The sequence below is a fragment of the Acinetobacter towneri genome, from assembly GCF_017498585.1.
GTDB lineage: Bacteria > Pseudomonadota > Gammaproteobacteria > Pseudomonadales > Moraxellaceae > Acinetobacter > Acinetobacter towneri.
Genome location: NZ_CP071766.1, coordinates 2,351,135 through 2,368,966, shown reverse-complemented (window position 1 = coordinate 2,368,966; position 17,832 = coordinate 2,351,135). Strand labels below are relative to the sequence as shown.

The 17,832-nt window shown below is 42.1% G+C and carries 14 protein-coding genes and 8 tRNA genes; 17 read left to right on the top strand and 5 right to left on the bottom strand.

Annotated features, from left to right (window positions below; genetic code table 11):
- Positions 1 to 161 precede the first annotated feature (161 nt).
- The 6 genes from pilG to J4G44_RS11455 all read left to right on the top strand — a co-directional run bounded on the left by pilG (position 162) and on the right by J4G44_RS11455 (position 8,814).
- Positions 162 to 545, top strand: coding sequence for a twitching motility response regulator PilG (pilG, locus tag J4G44_RS11480; protein ID WP_004975524.1), 384 nt, complete (start codon positions 162 to 164; stop codon positions 543 to 545).
- A gap of 32 nt (positions 546 to 577) precedes the next feature.
- On the top strand, positions 578 to 946 hold the full coding sequence (locus J4G44_RS11475; RefSeq protein WP_004975526.1) for a response regulator: 369 nt from the start codon (positions 578 to 580) through the stop codon (positions 944 to 946).
- Between the two features lie 3 nt (positions 947 to 949).
- Entirely contained in the window at positions 950 to 1,486 is a 537-nt protein-coding gene (locus J4G44_RS11470) for a chemotaxis protein CheW (RefSeq protein ID WP_180051661.1), read from the top strand.
- 46 nt (positions 1,487 to 1,532) lie between these two features.
- Positions 1,533 to 3,608: a methyl-accepting chemotaxis protein gene (locus J4G44_RS11465; protein WP_179988579.1), complete on the top strand. Its 2,076-nt coding sequence runs from the start codon at positions 1,533 to 1,535 to the stop codon at positions 3,606 to 3,608.
- 169 nt (positions 3,609 to 3,777) lie between these two features.
- Complete coding sequence (locus J4G44_RS11460; protein WP_180044340.1) at positions 3,778 to 8,352, top strand: hybrid sensor histidine kinase/response regulator; 4,575 nt, start codon at positions 3,778 to 3,780, stop codon at positions 8,350 to 8,352.
- 3 nt (positions 8,353 to 8,355) lie between these two features.
- On the top strand, positions 8,356 to 8,814 hold the full coding sequence (locus J4G44_RS11455; RefSeq protein ID WP_167846162.1) for a hypothetical protein: 459 nt from the start codon (positions 8,356 to 8,358) through the stop codon (positions 8,812 to 8,814).
- Between the two features lie 83 nt (positions 8,815 to 8,897).
- Here J4G44_RS11455 and dapE read toward each other — a convergent pair whose 3' ends face one another.
- The 3 genes from dapE to J4G44_RS11440 form a co-directional block, all read right to left on the bottom strand.
- On the bottom strand, positions 8,898 to 10,031 hold the full coding sequence (gene dapE, locus J4G44_RS11450; protein ID WP_179988577.1) for a succinyl-diaminopimelate desuccinylase: 1,134 nt from the start codon (positions 10,029 to 10,031) through the stop codon (positions 8,898 to 8,900).
- Positions 10,032 to 10,172: 141 nt separating this feature from the next.
- Complete coding sequence (locus J4G44_RS11445) at positions 10,173 to 10,319, bottom strand: entericidin A/B family lipoprotein (RefSeq protein ID WP_004968261.1); 147 nt, start codon at positions 10,317 to 10,319, stop codon at positions 10,173 to 10,175.
- Positions 10,320 to 10,439: 120 nt separating this feature from the next.
- The gene (locus J4G44_RS11440) at positions 10,440 to 11,324 is read right to left on the bottom strand and encodes a DUF1853 family protein (RefSeq protein WP_179988576.1); all 885 of its coding nucleotides are present in this window, start codon (positions 11,322 to 11,324) and stop codon (positions 10,440 to 10,442) included.
- Between the two features lie 87 nt (positions 11,325 to 11,411).
- On the opposite strand from J4G44_RS11440, the gene J4G44_RS11435 reads away from it, so the two are divergent.
- From J4G44_RS11435 to J4G44_RS11385, 11 genes are all read left to right on the top strand, one after another.
- Positions 11,412 to 11,792 (top strand): YbaN family protein, encoded by a 381-nt coding sequence (locus J4G44_RS11435; RefSeq protein ID WP_004968265.1) that lies wholly within the window; start codon positions 11,412 to 11,414, stop codon positions 11,790 to 11,792.
- A 9-nt stretch (positions 11,793 to 11,801) separates the two neighbouring features.
- Positions 11,802 to 12,326 carry a cell wall-recycling L,D-carboxypeptidase ElsL gene (gene elsL / locus J4G44_RS11430; protein ID WP_131261501.1) on the top strand — a complete coding sequence of 175 codons (525 nt, stop codon included), beginning with the start codon at positions 11,802 to 11,804 and terminating at the stop codon, positions 12,324 to 12,326.
- A 273-nt stretch (positions 12,327 to 12,599) separates the two neighbouring features.
- A tRNA-Val gene (locus J4G44_RS11425) sits at positions 12,600 to 12,675 on the top strand.
- A 26-nt stretch (positions 12,676 to 12,701) separates the two neighbouring features.
- Positions 12,702 to 12,778: transfer RNA gene (locus J4G44_RS11420), tRNA-Asp, on the top strand.
- 51 nt (positions 12,779 to 12,829) lie between these two features.
- A tRNA-Asp gene (locus tag J4G44_RS11415) sits at positions 12,830 to 12,906 on the top strand.
- A 20-nt stretch (positions 12,907 to 12,926) separates the two neighbouring features.
- Positions 12,927 to 13,002: transfer RNA gene (locus tag J4G44_RS11410), tRNA-Val, on the top strand.
- Between the two features lie 14 nt (positions 13,003 to 13,016).
- Positions 13,017 to 13,093, top strand: a tRNA-Asp gene (locus J4G44_RS11405).
- 101 nt (positions 13,094 to 13,194) lie between these two features.
- Positions 13,195 to 13,270, top strand: a tRNA-Val gene (locus J4G44_RS11400).
- Positions 13,271 to 13,334: 64 nt separating this feature from the next.
- Positions 13,335 to 13,411 (top strand) — tRNA-Asp (locus J4G44_RS11395).
- 101 nt (positions 13,412 to 13,512) lie between these two features.
- A tRNA-Val gene (locus J4G44_RS11390) sits at positions 13,513 to 13,588 on the top strand.
- A 94-nt stretch (positions 13,589 to 13,682) separates the two neighbouring features.
- Positions 13,683 to 14,144, top strand: a complete 462-nt coding sequence (locus J4G44_RS11385) for a DUF2750 domain-containing protein (protein WP_004977378.1) — start codon at positions 13,683 to 13,685, stop codon at positions 14,142 to 14,144.
- A gap of 25 nt (positions 14,145 to 14,169) precedes the next feature.
- On the opposite strand, the gene J4G44_RS11380 is transcribed toward J4G44_RS11385, so the two are convergent.
- The gene (locus J4G44_RS11380; protein WP_179994789.1) at positions 14,170 to 14,988 is read right to left on the bottom strand and encodes a YdcF family protein; all 819 of its coding nucleotides are present in this window, start codon (positions 14,986 to 14,988) and stop codon (positions 14,170 to 14,172) included.
- Between the two features lie 167 nt (positions 14,989 to 15,155).
- Positions 15,156 to 17,774, bottom strand: coding sequence for a PepSY domain-containing protein (locus J4G44_RS11375; protein WP_207973667.1), 2,619 nt, complete (start codon positions 17,772 to 17,774; stop codon positions 15,156 to 15,158).
- Positions 17,775 to 17,832: the final 58 nt, after the last annotated feature.

The following is a 17,832-nucleotide window of genomic DNA, read 5'->3' as shown; positions in this document are numbered from 1 at the left end:
ACACGAAAGTGTGAGCGGTTTGGTGATAATGATGTAAAAGTGTAGCTTTACACTAAATATGTTCATTGAAACTACAAGTAAAGATATGTTAAAAATACGATCAATGTGTAAAATTTTTCTACTCAGTTGCTTGTACAAACAAAAATGGGAAGGGTCATTGAATGGACGATAAATTCCAAAATCTAAAAGTCATGGTGATTGATGATTCAAAAACCATTCGCCGTACAGCTGAAACACTTCTACAGCGTGAAGGTTGTGAAGTGGTTACCGCAGTTGATGGATTTGAAGCTTTATCCAAAATTGCCGAATCAAATCCAGATATCGTATTCGTAGATATTATGATGCCACGCCTAGATGGTTACCAAACGTGTGCCTTAATTAAAAACTCGCAAAACTACCAAAACATTCCTGTCATTATGCTATCAAGTAAAGATGGTTTATTTGACCAAGCCAAAGGACGTGTAGTAGGTTCTGATGAGTATCTGACTAAACCATTTAGTAAAGATGAATTATTAAACGCCATTCGTAACCACGTGACAGCATAATTATTAGTTAGTTAGATTTATTGGGGAAAATAATGGCTCGTATTCTTATTGTAGATGATTCACCTACAGAAACATTCCGCTTCAGAGAAATCTTGACCAAGCATGGTTTTGAAGTCATTGAAGCAGCGAACGGTGCAGATGGCGTGACCATGGCGCAAGCTGAATTACCAGATTTAGTATTAATGGATGTGGTTATGCCAGGCGTGAATGGCTTTCAGGCAACACGTCAAATTTCGCGTGGTGATACCACTAAACACATTCCAATTGTAATTGTGAGTACCAAAGATCAGGCAACCGATCGTGTTTGGGGGAAACGCCAAGGTGCGAGCGATTATTTAACTAAGCCTGTTGACGAAAAACAATTAATTGATGTGATTAATCAACACCTTAATGCAGGATAAGCTATGGCTGCAAATGGTTTTATTGAATTACTTCGGTTATCTAAACGTGGAAACAAAAACTACGTTAGTACCGAAAATGAGGTAAACCGCTGGTCAGGCATTGCTTTTGAGATGATGGGGCAATATTTCGTTGCTCCATTAGGAGAAGTTTCTGAGGTTATTTATCCACCGAAATATACGCCCGTACCAAATACCCAACCTTGGGTAGTAGGTCTAGCGAATATTCGCGGAAGATTACTTTCAGTTTCAGATTTGGCACATTATGTTTCTGGGCAAAGCAGCCAATATTCACCTACTCAAAAAGTAATGTGTATTAGTCATAATGACCATTATGTCGGTTTAGTTGTAGATCAAGTTTTGGGTATACAGCACTTTAATAAGAAAAGTTTCTTTTCTAAACACAATGATTTAGATAGTAATTTACAAAAATATTGTCAGGGGTATTTTCACCAACATAACCAACAATGGCATGTTTTCTTATTTAGTCGTTTATTGCAAAACCCAAAATACATGAACGCATCTATAAAATTTATAAATTAACTGTCGCGCACCTAAAAAATGAAGGCGTCAATCGGGGAGAAGCTGCATGGGCTTTAAACTTAAAAAGAAAAATTCAGGCGAAGAAACCGTCCGTAAAGCAAGTGGTCCAGGTTTTTTTGCAAAATTACAGGCGCGAACAGAAGAGTTTGCGAGTGTATTTGGCGAAACAGAAAAATCTAAGCCACTTATTTTAGGCGCAGCTTTTTGTATCATCTTATCGCTTTTCCTGTTGTTATACCTTTTTTATAGCGTGCCGCGTAATAACGATTTTACCCGTAGTTTGGGTGATTTACGTCTGTTGTCACAAACCATTTCACGTCAAGCAACCGAAGCGACTGCATCAGGTACGCCTGAATCTATTAAAAACTTAACAGATTCACAAAAAGCCTTTGCTGCTCACTTAGAAACAGTGAAGGATATTCATGCCAGCACAGATACACTGCGTGAAGTGGAAACACAGTGGAAATCGGTTTCTGAAAATATTGATTTGATTGCTTCGCAACAAAAAATCATTAACCAACTCTATGACACCAACATTGCAATTGGTGAAACCATTCCGGGTATTCAGGCTGAATATAACTTGATGGTTGACCAAATGGCACGTCAAGACATGCCAAGTAGCCAGGTGGTTATTGCAAAGAACCAAGTATTCATTGCAGAACGTATTTTACGTTCAATCAGTTCTGTATTAACAGGTACAGACAGTTCACGTGAATCTGCAGATGACTTTAGTGCTGATACCGAAACGTTTGGTGCTTACTTGGCAGCACAGTTAAATGGTAGTGCGGAACTTGGTGTACAACGTATTACTCAAGAAGATTTACGTAGTTCATTAGAAGGTATTCAAGCAGAATATGAAGATGTATTGAAATCTGCTGCTGCAACAGTTTTAAATAACTCAACACAAATTGTAAAAGTACGTCAGGCATCATCTTCTATTTTTGATCAGTCAGATAAGCTTTTAACCAATTTAAATAAATTGTCTAGCGGTTCAGGTTGGTCTATTGCAATTCCTGCAATTGGCTTAATTGCAGCATTACTTGCGTTCTTATTCTGTGTATTCAAACTCTTGAACTTACGTGGTGAAGCCGATAAAACTCGCGTGGTTCGTCTACAAGATGAATATGACCGTAACCAGAACGCGATTTTACGTTTACTCGATGAGATTGCCGACCTTGCAGATGGTGACTTACGTTCATACGCAACAGTATCGGAAGACTTCACGGGTGCAATTGCCGACTCGATTAACTTCGCAATTGACCAATTACGTGACCTTGTATCGCGTATTCACGAAACATCGCACGAAGTTGCACAATATACGGCAACCACACAGAACATTACCAACCAGCTTGCTGAAGCATCTGAGCATCAGGCGCAAGAAATTGCAGGTGCATCTGCCGCAATTAACGAAATGGCAATGTCGATTGACCAAGTATCTGCCAACGCTGAAGAATCAGCAGCGGTAGCAGAACGTTCAGTACATATTGCATCGAATGGTGCAGACGTTGTAAACCGTTCAATTGAAGGTATGGATATCATTCGTGAGCAGATTCAAGAAACCTCTAAACGTATTAAGCGTTTGGGTGAATCTTCACAAGAGATTGGTAACATCGTTGCCTTGATTAACGATATTGCCGACCAAACTAACATCTTGGCATTAAACGCAGCAATTCAGGCGTCTATGGCGGGTGAAGCAGGTCGTGGTTTCGCAGTCGTAGCCGACGAGGTACAGCGTCTAGCGGAACGTTCAGCATCTGCAACCAAACAGATTGAAACACTGGTTAAAACCATTCAGACCGATACCAACGAAGCCGTAATTTCGATGGAACAAACCACATCGGAAGTTGTACGTGGTGCGAACTTATCTAAGGATGCGGGTGTTGCACTGGATGAAATTCAAACGGTATCGACCAACCTTGCGAAATTGATTTCTAACATTTCGGATGCTGCAAAACTTCAGTCTGCTTCTGCAGGTCACATTGCAACCACGATGAACGTTGTACAGGAAATTACCTCGCAAACGACCAGTGCAACTTTCGATACTGCACGTTCGGTATCTGAGTTGGCCAACATGGCAGAATCATTACGTGAATCTGTAACTGACTTTAAACTACCTGAATAAGCGGGATTCCAGCTTGGGGAAAGGTGTACCTATACACTGTTATGGGTACACCATCATTCAGAGATAAAGCATCGCAAAGATGAACTTAACTTTTGGGTTAGGGGCATTCAGGATGGTTACAATTAAGTTGAAGTGCCTTTTGGTGCTGAAAACGTAAGAAGCCTTAGCTATGAAAGAAATATTAAAAAATTTAGTCGAAACAATGACGCTTCCTGAAGATAGTTATCTTGAGCAAGATGCGGAAATTCTTGAAATTTTTGTCGAAGAAATTGAAGAAATCTTCGAAGAATTAAATCCATTATTTACAACTTGGTTTGCGAACCCAACAGATCAAGAAACTTTAGTAACTATTCGTCGTCACTTTCACACTTTAAAAGGCTCGGGTCGCATGGTGGGTGCGAAGTCTGCGGGCGAGTTGGCATGGACGGTTGAAGATACTTTAAACCGTGTGCTTTCGGGTGCGGTAACACTCAATACTGATATTCAAAAATACGCAAAAACTGTTTTAAATATTTATCAATACAAGCTTTATCCAATTTTTAAGCAAGTCGGTTTAATTGATCTTGATTTACGCCCATTGGTGCTTTTAGGACAACAATTACAGCAAAACCAAAGTCCTGAACCTGCATTGGAAGAGTTGCTGGTTTTAGCAGATCAACTGACTGCCACTGATATGCCGACAGGACTAGAATTGACGGATGCTGCAGTTGAAACAGCAGCTGTCGCAGCAGTTGAATCATCTGAAGATGTAATGACTGCTGAAGAAATGCCGCAGACAGAAGTTGCACAAGAAGAGGCTGCTGATGCGAGTCTATTGGCTGAAACTCTGGCTATTTTTGTAGAAGAAGCTGAAGAGCATTTAGCGACCATTGATCAGTTCTTGGCACAAGATCAGATTTACTCACAAGACTATAATGGCTTAATCCGTGCATTACATACACTGCGCGGCAGTTCGTCTATGGCGCAAATTGATCAAGTTTTTCAAGCCAGTTCTAAAGTTGAAAACTTGTTTAAAGCGTTTGTACAAGATGAAATTGAATCTACATCAAAAGAAACTGCGCTGTTGGTGCAATATGCAGAATTTGTCCGGGATTATCTGCATGTACTTCGTCAAGGTCACTGTGATGGTTTAGATGTAATCTATGCAACTTTTAATAAAGCATGGGATAGCTACGGCTTTAGCACCAGCGATACAGAAGACTCTAATCCTCAAGGTTTAGTATCGAAGCTAATCGAACTGAATATTGATCGTTTACTTGATGCCGAATTTGAATTTGATAAATTGGCGCAAGCGCAATTCCCAAGCTATTTAGAAGAACTCAGCGCACAAGCGCAATTGTTGGTAGAGCATACCGATAACCGTGCGTCTGTGGGTATTCATCAATTTACTGAAGAACTTAAAGCTGCTTACGACAGTGTTTTAGCCAAACCAATTCTGCTTAACTCTGAATATGGTTATGAGTTATTTGCACAGGCACACCAAGAGTTTATTCATTTATTCGATACCTTGGCTGCGGGACAGCGTGTTACGGTTACAGAAGACATTCAGAAAACCTTAAATGACTTAACTGCATTTGTGCAGCAAGACATTGATGCAATTGCACTTGAAGATGCTGAAACATCAGTGAGCGACAATGCTGTAGAAACAACAGTTGTTGCAGAACCTGAAGCGGTGCCTGCTGCAGTTGCTAGCGAAAATTCGGGCACAGTGAATTTGGCGCAATTGTCACAACGTATTGCATCAGATCAACAAAACATGCATGCCGATGATGCCAACAAAGACTTCGATCCTGACTTGCTGGATATCTTCTTGGAAGAAGCAGAAGAGCTTTTGGTGGGTATGGATGAAGATGTCAATACTTGGTCAAAAGACGCCAGCGATACTTCGGCTTTAAACAACTTAATGCGTTATTTGCACACTTTAAAAGGTGGTGCAAATATGATTTCTGCGACGCATATTGGTTTAATTGCACACAACCTTGAGTCGATTTACGAGCGTATCATTAACAACCAAATTGTTGTTTCACCTGCGTTAATTCAAATTATTCGTTTGGTGCAAGATGATATTGCAGACCGTATTCAGACCATTCGTGATGAGCGTGTGGACTATGCTGCGCCAGAGTCGATTGCAATTTTAGGCAACATTGTTAGCTTGGCACAAGGCGATGCAGATGTGTCAGTTGCAAGTGCGACAACCGCAGCGCAGCCTGAACAGACTATTGAGGCAGTAGAAGAGGTTGATGCACAGCCTGAGTTGGCGGTAGAAGCGTTGCAAGATACAACTGCAGATTTAGCTGAAGATGACGCAGTTATTGCTGATGATGCACATTTTGAAGACGCTGCTGCTGCGGCATTTGAGCCGATCACAGAAACTGTAAGTCTTGAAGCAAGTGCTGAATCTGAAGATGAGCAATTACATTCAATTGTGGTTGAGACTTTCAGGGAAGAAGCGGAAGAAATTTTGGATGCTGCAGATCAGCGCTTGAAACAATGGTTTGAACAGCGTAGTGACCGAAGTATCTTGCTTCAATTACAACGTGCGGCGCACAGCTTAAAAGGCGGTGCACGTATGGCTGAAATTGAGTCTGTTGCGCAAATCGCCTATCAACTTGAAAGTGCCTTTGAACAGTTTGCTGTGCATCAATTTAACTCAAATGTTTATGATGCTTTATTGCAAACCACGTTGGCGTGGTTGCGTGATGCAATCTTCAAAGCAGATTACAGCAATTATGACAGCTTAAAATCTAGCTTGTCGGCGATGCAGTTTGTAGATGTATCTGCGCAATTGCCCGAGCGTTTAACGCATACCGACTTGTTATCGCCAAGCCGTAGTTATGAGTTTGTTCAGGGTGATGGTACAGAGCCACCTGCAATGTCGGGTGAGTGGGGCGAAACCACACAGCTGGATAATAGCAATGAGATGATTCGTATCTCTGCCGATTTAGTCGAGAAGATGATTGACTTGTCAGGCGAGAACTCGATTAACCGTTCACGTATTGAAATGGAGCTTGGGCAACTAGGCGGTACGTTGAATGAGATGGAATTGGCGATTAAACGTCTTGCCGATCAGTTACGCCGAATGGAAGGCGAGCTGGAATCGCAAATTATTGCCAAGCATGGTTCTGAAAACTCACGTTATGCAGACTTTGACCCATTAGAGATGGACCAATATTCATCGTTGAATCAGTTGTCTAAATCTCTGGCGGAATCTGCATCGGACTTGGTGGACTTTAAGAGCACCTTGGCTGAAAAAATTCGTGATGCCGAAGGTTTGTTATTACAACAATCACGTATTCAGGCTGAAATTCAAGAAAGCTTGATGCGTACACGCCTTGTACCATTCTCACGTTTATTGCCACGTTTACAACGTATTGTGCGTCAGACTTCATCGACCTTAAACCGTCCGACAGAACTGGTGGTTTATAACACTGAAGGTGAATTAGACCGTACCATTCTAGAGCGTTTGGTGACACCGTTTGAACACATGCTGCGCAACGCGGTCGACCATGGGATTGAAGACCCTGCACAACGTGCTGCAGCCAATAAACCTGAAGTTGGTAAAATTGAACTGAACATTACCCGTCAAGGCACAGATGTTGTGGTGACTTTTGTGGATGATGGTAAGGGTATTGATGATGCCAAGATTAAAGAAAAAGCATTGAGCTTAGGTTTAATCAAAGCCGATCAGAATTTAGATAAAAACGAAATTCTGCAATACATTTTCCACCCAGGCTTTACAACAGCACAATCGGTTACACAAATTTCAGGTCGTGGCGTTGGTTTAGACGTGGTGCAAAGTGAGATTAAGGCGCTCGGCGGTCACGTTTCTGTAGATTCAACATTAGGTCAAGGCACAACCTTTAGTATTCGTGTACCAACGACGGTTGCGGTATCCGATGCCTTAATGGTTAAAGTTGGTGATCAACAATTTGCTGTACCGTTGGCGCAAATTGACCGTATTGTACGTATTGCACCAACCACTTTGGAATCTTACTTCAACAGCAATGAAGATTTCTTCCAAATTGACAACCAGAACTACAAGTTACGTTACTTATCTGAGTTCGTTGGCAATCAGCCATTACCGCGTTTAAGCCATGTGGGTCATTCACTACCTGTTCTGTTAATTAAAGGCAGCACAGGTCAAACCATTGCTTTACTAGTCGATCAATTGATTGGTTCGCGTGGTCAAATTGTTGTGAAACCAATTGGACAACAGTTCTCAAGTATTGGTGCAATTGCAGGCGCAACCATTTTGGGTGATGGTCAAGTTTGTTTGATTTTGGATGGTCAGAACATTGCCCGTCAAATTCTTGCAACGCAACGTACCAAACAAGCCAGCGATCAACGTGATAGCCAACGTCGTGATACGCGCCGCTTAATTATGATCGTGGATGACTCAGTCACCGTACGTAAAGTAACTTCACGTCTGCTTGAGCGTCAAGGTTATGATATCGTGACTGCCAAAGATGGTGTCGATGCCATGGAGCAGCTTGAAAACGTCAAACCTGACTTGATGTTACTGGATATTGAAATGCCACGTATGGATGGTTTTGAGGTGACTAACCTTGTACGCCACCACGACATGCATAGCAATCTGCCGATCATCATGATTACGTCACGTACAGGTGAAAAACACCGCGAACGAGCGTTTAGCTTGGGTGTGACGCACTACATGGGTAAACCGTTCCAAGAGGCAGAATTGCTTGCCAATATTGAACAATTATTAGCAGTTAGTCAGGGGTAAACGATGAGTCAGACGAATAGTCCAAATTTACTCGGGCAAATCAGTCAGCAAGAGCTGCAACATTTAATTACCGTATCTACCGGTTTTATTGATGCTTATATTGTTGAATGTCATGGTAAACAACCGATGCTGATACCTCAAAATATTGTGTTGTCAGCGCTGGATAACGCCACTCAAGTTAAAACTGTGGAATGGCACGAATCGCAATTGCCTGTTTATGCAGTCAATGACCCAGAGAAAAAAATGGGCGTGGCACTGGTCATTGAAGGTGATGAAATGGAGCAGCGTTTTGCTTTGATGTGCAATGAAATGCCTAAAACACTGCGCTTGCGTATTTCTGAAGTAGTGGATGATGACCAACAAACCACGACTGATCCTGCGGTATTCCAATATGTCCGTATGGGTGAGCAGGTCTTTCATGTACCAAATTTACAATACATTCAAGAAAACTTGACGGCTTAAACGCAATTTTTCTCCGTTGTAAAATAGAAAAGGAACTCAAAATGGAGTTCCTTTTCTGCTTCATGCAACTAATCTTATAGGGTTTAAGTCAATAACCCTTCCAAAATCTGTTCATAAATTTCTGCCAATGGCTCTAAATCAGCCACATCAACATGCTCGTTAATTTGGTGAATGGTGGCATTGAGTACGCCTAATTCCAACACTTGCGCACCTGTTGGCGCAATAAAGCGACCATCAGATGTACCGCCACTGGTCGATAATTCTGTTTCAACACCTGTGACATTGCGAATGGCTTGACGTGCAGCATTAACCAATTCACCTACAGGGGTTAAAAATGGCAAACCTGAAAGCGTCCACTCGATTTCATAATCCACTTGATGGCGATCTAAAATTTCCAAGACGCGAGCTTTTAGTTCATCTGCAGTCACTTCAGTCGAATAACGGAAGTTAAAGGTCACCGTCATATTGCCAGGGACAACATTGGTCGCGCCTGTTCCTGCTTGAATATTTGAAATTTGAAATGAGGTGGCAGGGAAGTATTCATTGCCATGATCCCACACCGTTTCACAAAGTTCCGAAATCGCTTTAGACGCGGTATGAATCGGGTTAATTGCCAAGTGTGGATAAGCCACATGACCTTGTTTACCCTTTACCGTTAAGACACCATTAAGCGAACCGCGACGCCCATTTTTAATAATATCGCCTAATTTATGGGTACTTGAAGGTTCACCCACCAAACACCAAGTCATTTTTTCATGACGTGCTTCCAACGTTTCTACAACTTTTACGGTGCCGTTAATAGAGGGGCCTTCTTCATCTGAGGTGATTAAAAAGGCAATTGAGCCTTTGTGGTCAGGATGTTTGGCGACAAAGCGTTCAGAGGCAACGACCATGGCTGCCAATGCTGTTTTCATGTCGGCACTGCCACGACCATAAAGTTTGCCATCACGAATTTCAGGTACAAATGGATCGGTATTCCATGCGTCTAAATTGCCTGTCGGTACAACATCTGTATGACCTGCAAAGCAAAAGACAGGTGCTTCTGTACCTTTACGCGCCCAGAGGTTATCTACATCGTCAAAACGCATAGATTCAATCTTAAATCCAATTTTTTCTAAGCGTTCTGCCATGAGGTTTTGACAGTTGTGATCGACAGGAGTGACAGACGGTTGGCGTAAAAGCTGAAGGCTTAAATCCAGAGTAGCAGAAGAGGTCATGAGAGTTTCAGACGTTTATCAAGAGTAAGTGCTAATAATAGGGGAATAATGCAACAAAAGTGAAATTTTAGCGTGAAAAAACCTTGTCCGAGAACAAGGTTTTTTGTGGTTTTTGTGAAGATATTCGTGAAATACTCAGAATTATTTGCGAATTTCTTGTTGGGTTTTTTCAGCAGTGTTACTCACCGCATGACCTGCAGAAGATACGTCTTCGCCCACGCCTTTAATTGTATTACAACCCGTTAAAACAAAGGTTAATAGCAGTGAAGTCACTAGAATTTTTTTCATGATCATCTCCAATATGCTCTAGATAGATTATTTTGATGTGTTTTTTAGCTTAGGAAATAAACAGAATAATAAATAGGCAACTTTTATGGTGCTTACGTAATAAAATGTTGAAACAGTTATTCAGCGTGTTAAAGGGGGATAGCTAATCAGCGGTGCAGCACGATACATATAAAATTGTGAATGTGCCGCCCGATAATACAAGCCATCTCCCCACCATTGATTCGGTAGGCTACTGGCTTGAGCATTTTGACAAATCCATTCATGACGTTGTAGGCGATAAAACCGTTCTGCTTGGGCAGGAATATCACTCCCCCAAAGACCTAAACGACGAGCGCGATTAATCCAGTGTGGCGTAAGTGTTGTAGATGATTGTGCCAAGTGATGTATGGCGAAATACAATTGTCCTTTGAGTACAGCAAAACGGCGTTGAATCGGCACATCCAAGGCTTGCTTAAATTGAAATTGCTTTTGACTAAAATGATTCAGTTTACGCGCCAAAGTATCGGAGCGGTTTAAACCATACCAGTGTGCCAAAGAGCAATCCGCTTCGGCTAAATAGTATTTTAATGCGACTTCCCAATGTTCAACCTGCTGTGTGTCATGGTTGTGCAGTAAAAAATCCAGTTCACCCACAGTTTTAGCGCCATCAATAATTTGAATACTGTGTCCCAATAATTCGAAGGGATGATAATCACGATCACGCAGCCAAAACCACATCAGCATTTCAAAGCGTAAGCCTAAACGGGTGCTTTTCAGTTGATTTAAAAAGTCGTACACTGCTTCTGGATGTGAATCTAAATAGGCTAAACGTGATTGATAAGCGTGATAATGCTGCTGCCAAAAAGTATCTGAATGGAATTCAAAAGCATGTTGAATGGGCAATTGCTCAGGCACAGCACATAAAATATTCGGACTTGCCACACTAAAAGCCAACTGACGGATGAGTGGGGTTTTGTAGGTCAGCCATACTTCGGGCAGAAGTTCGGGTTGATACAACTCAATCATTATGAATCCATGCTGAAAAATGCAGAATTACAACGGAAAATTAAAAAACGCTTTATACTACCGCAATTCGTAGTTTAGGACAGTGGTATGCAAAGCTTGTTATGGCGAAGTTTAGTGGTGATCTTTGTCATCCTTGGCTTTATTGGTGCATTGTTGCCGGGTATGCCTACTACAGTTTTTTTGATTTTAGCAGCTTGGGCATCGTCACGCGGTTGGCCGCAAATGGACAACTGGTTACTGAATCATCCTAAATATGGCAGTACACTCAGAGATTGGCGCGCCAATGGTACTGTACCGCGTAAAGCCAAATGGTTTGCAACGATCATGATGAGTATTAGTGCCGTGATCATGCTGTTCACAACTGCGCCCGTTGCGGTCAAAATTTTTACCAATACCACCATGTTGGTGGTGTGTATTTGGTTGTGGTTACGTCCTGAACCACAGCCGCCCACGAAAGAAGAAGAATAGGGTAGCGCAATGTCTTTTTTATACACACAAGCAGATATTTTGATTGATTTAGCCGAGCAAACTTTATATTTGCCGAAGCATCAGAAACTCTACGTCATCTCGAGTGGTGTGAATGGCATTGGTGAAACTGAAAATAGTGGTAAAACACCACGTGGCTGGCATGAAGTCGCTTTAAAGTTTGGTGAAAATGAACCTGAAAATGCAGTGTTCATTGCACGTCAACCGACAGGGGAAATTTACAATTTAGATTTAGCTGAACAATTTCCTGAACGAGACTGGATTTTGAGCCGCATTTTATGGCTCAGTGGTTTGCAAGAAGGTTTTAATCAAGGCATCGGCTGCGATACTTTTCAGCGTTATATTTATATACATGGCACACCAGACACAGAACCGATGGGCATTCCTGCATCGCATGGCTGTATTCGGATGCGTAACCACGATATTTTAGAATTGTTTGAACTGATTCCAGAAAAAGCCTTGGTTTATATTTCTGAACACAAGCTAGATTTAAATAGCTTAGGGTTGCTTGGTTGATGGTGCGTTGATGGTGCGAGTTAATTGAATAAAGTTGTATCTATCACAACATAAAAAACCAACATATTGAGCAGATAGATTGCAGAGCTAACAAGTTGAAAAGCACATTAATTTTGCTTGAAAACTAAAATAACTTGCAGAATTTGTTTGTTTTTATAGCGGATCACCTATTTTTTAATCACTCAGTCACAAAAAACTGAAAACAAGCCGAAAAGCGTTTGACAGGCGGTAAAGATTCTCTATAATGCACCTCACAAACGATAAAGACGTTAAGGGCGCTTAGCTCAGTTGGTAGAGCGTCTGCCTTACAAGCAGAATGTCGGCGGTTCGATCCCGTCAGCGCCCACCAAGCCTTTACGTTATAGATTCTTACGTGCAGCGGTAGTTCAGTTGGTTAGAATACCGGCCTGTCACGCCGGGGGTCGCGGGTTCGAGCCCCGTCCGCTGCGCCACTTAAGATTCTTTAACCATTGTTTGTACCACAATAGTGACTTTGTGTAAGTGCAGCGGTAGTTCAGTTGGTTAGAATACCGGCCTGTCACGCCGGGGGTCGCGGGTTCGAGCCCCGTCCGCTGCGCCATTTACATAAATTGCTTTTGAGGGCGCTTAGCTCAGTTGGTAGAGCGTCTGCCTTACAAGCAGAATGTCGGCGGTTCGATCCCGTCAGCGCCCACCAGATTCTTTTGCGATGCAGCGGTAGTTCAGTTGGTTAGAATACCGGCCTGTCACGCCGGGGGTCGCGGGTTCGAGCCCCGTCCGCTGCGCCATTCAAAAGAAAAGTTTAGTTTGCCTGATAGACTTAAACTGAAATGATGCAAAGTTTGACAGTTTTGCAAAATCAGAACAAAATATTGTTTTGATCTTATCAGGGCGCTTAGCTCAGTTGGTAGAGCGTCTGCCTTACAAGCAGAATGTCGGCGGTTCGATCCCGTCAGCGCCCACCATATTTTAGTATTTATGCTTGTCATACATACAAAAAAGACCTTAATTGCTTACGCAATTACCGTTGCAGCGGTAGTTCAGTTGGTTAGAATACCGGCCTGTCACGCCGGGGGTCGCGGGTTCGAGCCCCGTCCGCTGCGCCATTTTTCATTCCCTGATGTGAAAAATGTATTTCAAAGTTCAAGACGACGTTCTTTGCTTGTCTTGCATCATAAAAAATAACGATGTTATTTTTTAATCTTCAGGGCGCTTAGCTCAGTTGGTAGAGCGTCTGCCTTACAAGCAGAATGTCGGCGGTTCGATCCCGTCAGCGCCCACCATATCCTTTCATCCTCATTTATCTTATATTACTTGCGTATTGCAATAAATTCGCCTAAAATTTTTATTTAATAATAATACTAATATCCGTGACTTATGCGAAATCCTTATCAACGTAAAGCTGCATCTAAGCAAGCAACGCAAACTTATAATGCACAAGATATTTACAAGCAATTTATTGAGACCATTGTGTCTCAGGGGCATGTTTTTGCATTGTATGAAGATGGCTGGGCGCTCTGTGCCACGCCTACAGGGCAACGTGCTTTTGCAATGTGGCAAAATAAAAGTCTGGCAAAACTGTTAATTAAAGACAATTGGGCCAATTATCAAGTCGAAGAAATTTCACTGAAAGATTTTATTGAAAAAGTGATTCCATTTTTACGTCAGGAAGCCACCAATATTTCGATGAATCTAAGCCCAGAAGGGCAGAATGTATTGGTTGCCCCTGAAAAGTTATTGCTTGATCTAAAAAATTATTTGTATCAGGTGTATATGCAAAAACCTGAATTTTTTAAAGATATGCAAATTCCTTTACCACGCTCGATACGTTTGAATTAAGCGATCTGCTTGCTAGATTTTATTTTTAATACTCATTCAGCAGCCAACCACTGATATAAGCAAAATACTCGCGTAACCATGCGTTATAGCGGGTATAGAGTGGTGTCGTTGCACTGAGCATGCTGAACTGTGTGTATCCTTGTCGTTTGGCAATGGCTGCTGCACGTGGTGTGTGAAAGTCGCTGGTGACAATTATAATCGGTTGGGTTTTATCTGTGCCTAATGTATGCAGCAAGGGCTGACTGTTTTTCAAATTAAGTGCCGTACTGGTGCTTTGGGTTTCCAAGATAATGTGTGATGCTGCAATTGCATAACGTTGTTGCAAATAATTAGACATCACCTGTGCTTCAGTGAGTTGTTCCGCAAATGCAGGGCCACCACTAACAATGAAATAACTTTGAGGATGCGCTAAGGCATACGCGGCTGCAGTATCCAGTCGTTTGGCGAGCGTGGGCGATGGTTGTCCATTTTCAATGCCACTGCCGAGTACAATCACCACTTTAGCATTGTTGGTTACAGTATTTTGCTGCTGTGTACTGAAATGAATATAAGTAAAAAAGATCAGCAGGCTGATGCACCACAGCCAAAATACGCCCCAACCGAATTTCCACAGCCAATCTAAGCGTGTATGTTGTTTTAAGTAGCTTTGAATCCAAGTATAGAAAATGGCATAACACAGCAGCATCATGCCTATTAAAACAGGTAAAACGGTGCCGAAATGAATTTTCTTTAAGCTGATGAGATAGGCACCATCCAATACTAAAATTAATCCAATTAGGCTACTCAATATTCTTTTAAATAGACTAAATTGTGTTTGTACGTGACTTGCTTGCATGCCTTGCATAATTTTATTGTACTGTGATGCTGTACAAACAGTATAGCCGAAGCTGCTGAAAAATTTTGCCTCAACTGAATTATGTTTCGGCTGAGGCTATGGATAAAACTTGGGTGAATTGCCAAGTTTTAGCTATAGAGCTACAGCGCAAGCCATTTAAAAAGTGTCAACAAATCCTAATACACATCTCGGCGATAACGTCCTTGCTGACGTAATTGTTCCAGTTGAGTCTCACCCAAAATATCTTTTAAGGCTTGGTCGACATCACTGGCCATGCCTTGAATGCTACCGCAGACATAAATCACGGCATTTTGTTCAATCCAGCGTTTTAATTCTTCAGCCTGTTCGCGTAACTTATGGTGTACATAGACTTTTTCGGCTTGATCACGGGAAAAGGCCAAATCAAGGCGTTGTAGCATACCTGTGCTTTGCCAAGCCTCGATGGTGTGCTGATAAAAGTAATCGTGCGCTTGCTGACGTTCACCAAAAAACAACCAGTTTTGGGTGTAATTCAGGCGGGTACGTGCATGCAATAAGCTCATTAATCCTGCAAGCCCTGTACCGTTGCCAATACAAATAATTGGGCGGTCATCATCAATTAAATGGAAAGATGGATTATTGCGAATGCGTAATGCGATATTTTGCCCAAGTGCAGCATGTGCAGTTAACCAACCTGAACCTAAGCCAAGCTCGCCTTGAGCATCGAATTTTTGACGCACCACAAGTCTTAAAACCTGTTGTGAAGGAATACTGGCAATTGAATATTCACGACTAGGCAAGGGTGAAAGTTGTGCCAATAATTCATCCGCAGTTTTAAATGTCTGAATTGGCGCGGTGAGGTCTTTATCTGCCAAAGCCTGTACTAAGGTTTGCTGACCATCAGCAAGAATTGTATTGGCATCGAGTTGATGCTGTTTTAAAAAGGCGTGAATCCGTGCAGTGCTGTTTTCAGGCTGAATTTCTGCAATATCACCTGCAGACCAATGCACATCATGTTGTGCTAACAGTTCAATATTGAAGGCGGGTGCGCCTAAACTGTTGGGATTTAGCAAGTCACGTTGCTGTAAGGTCCATGTATCAAAAGTTTTTTCGATATGCATACTTGGTAAGTCAAGTTGTGTGACCTGTACCAAAGCCTGATTCCAACGCTGTATGTCTGCAGGATTGGCATTATTTACTTCAATGGTATTGAACAAGGCATGTGCTTGATTACGTTGCAACCATGCAGCAATCGTATGTCCAAAACGGCAGTAATGATCTGCATATTCACGTGAACCTAAAGCCAGTACTGCATAACGCAAATGACTCAGGTCACAGGTTTGCGGTAGGATTTTTTTCACAAAACTTGAGGTCAAATCGGGTGCATCACCTGTGCCATAAGTGCTAGCAATACATAACAGTTGGGTGGTGTTTTTAAGATCTTCAAGGCTGAGATGTTGCAGGGCTTTGACTGTGACAGGCTGATGTGCTTCTTGCAGACTAGTAGCGGTGCGCCATGCCAATTGTTCGGCAGTACCTGTTTGGCTGGCATAGACAATGAGCCAGTGTGCAGCATTTGGGTCGATCTGAAATTGAGTCTGGTTTTGACGTGCAGCAAGAGTCAAACGCTTTTGTTTACGACGTTTTAAATACAGCATCCAACCTGTGACGAAAAACAGCGGCATCATCAATGCAGAAAGCATTGCCAAAAATTGATAAACAGGCCCAAAGAAACTACCGCGATGCACAGGCAGCATACTGCTCATGATTTTTTCATTAAGCCGTTTGTCTACATATAATTCAAGTTGAGTAATACGTGCTTGTTGATAATCAAAAGTTGCCCTATTGCGGGCACGTTCATGTTGTGGAATGACATCGACAAAGTTAATTTCAATTTCACTATTGGCGTGTTTAGGCACATTAAAAGTGATACTGGAATAATCCTGCCCCAATTGCTGCGGGAAATGTTGCCATGCCTTCGTCAATGCCAGATTGATTTGTGCCTGATCCAGCGTATTCTGCTTGGCTGGTTTTGTAGTGTTTGCGCGGCGTCCTACAGTTTGTGTTTGCGCAGCCTGATGAAGTGCTTGAGCATTTGAATTTACAGGTTTGTTGCGTCCATCTGCTTGCAATTGCGCTTGTGGTCTTTCCACACCCATGACTTTAAACATGCCATTGCGCCACCACTCATACGACCAATACAGTCCTGTGCATGCCAAAACTAGATAGAAAATCACGACCCACGTGCCCACTACGGCATGTAAGTCCCAAATAAAATTACGTCCTTTTAATTGAGGTTTGAGCGCAAACCATTGTTTAAATGAATGGCGTTTCGGCCAGCGTAGGTAAATGCCACTTAACACAAAGAACAACAACATGAGGGTACATGCGGCTGTAATTTGTTTACCAATAGGCCCTACGGTTAAGTTGCGGTGTAATTGCTGAATAAACTGGAAAAATTCACGTCCCCGAATTTCAGGCAACACTGCTGCCGAGTAAGGATTAATCAGGATATTTTGTCCACGTTTTGCACCTTCTTTCGCAATATTGATGGTTGAAGATGCAGCCGGGTCTTTTGCAACGGTGATGCTATTAATTTTATAGTCAGGTTGGGTACGCTGAAAATGTTGATAAATTTCTGCAGGGCTTAGTTTGGCTTTCTGCTCAACTTGTACCTGATAACTGTTCGGATTCATCCATTTTAGAATTTCTTGTTCGTAGGAATAAATCGCACCTGTCACGCCCATGAGTGACAAGATCAGTCCTGCAGTAATACCAAGGAACCAGTGAATTTGGAAAAAGGCTTTCTTCAGCATAAGCGTTGGTTGTTGAGTATGAATTGTGATGCAGAATAATGCAGAGATGAAGTTAATG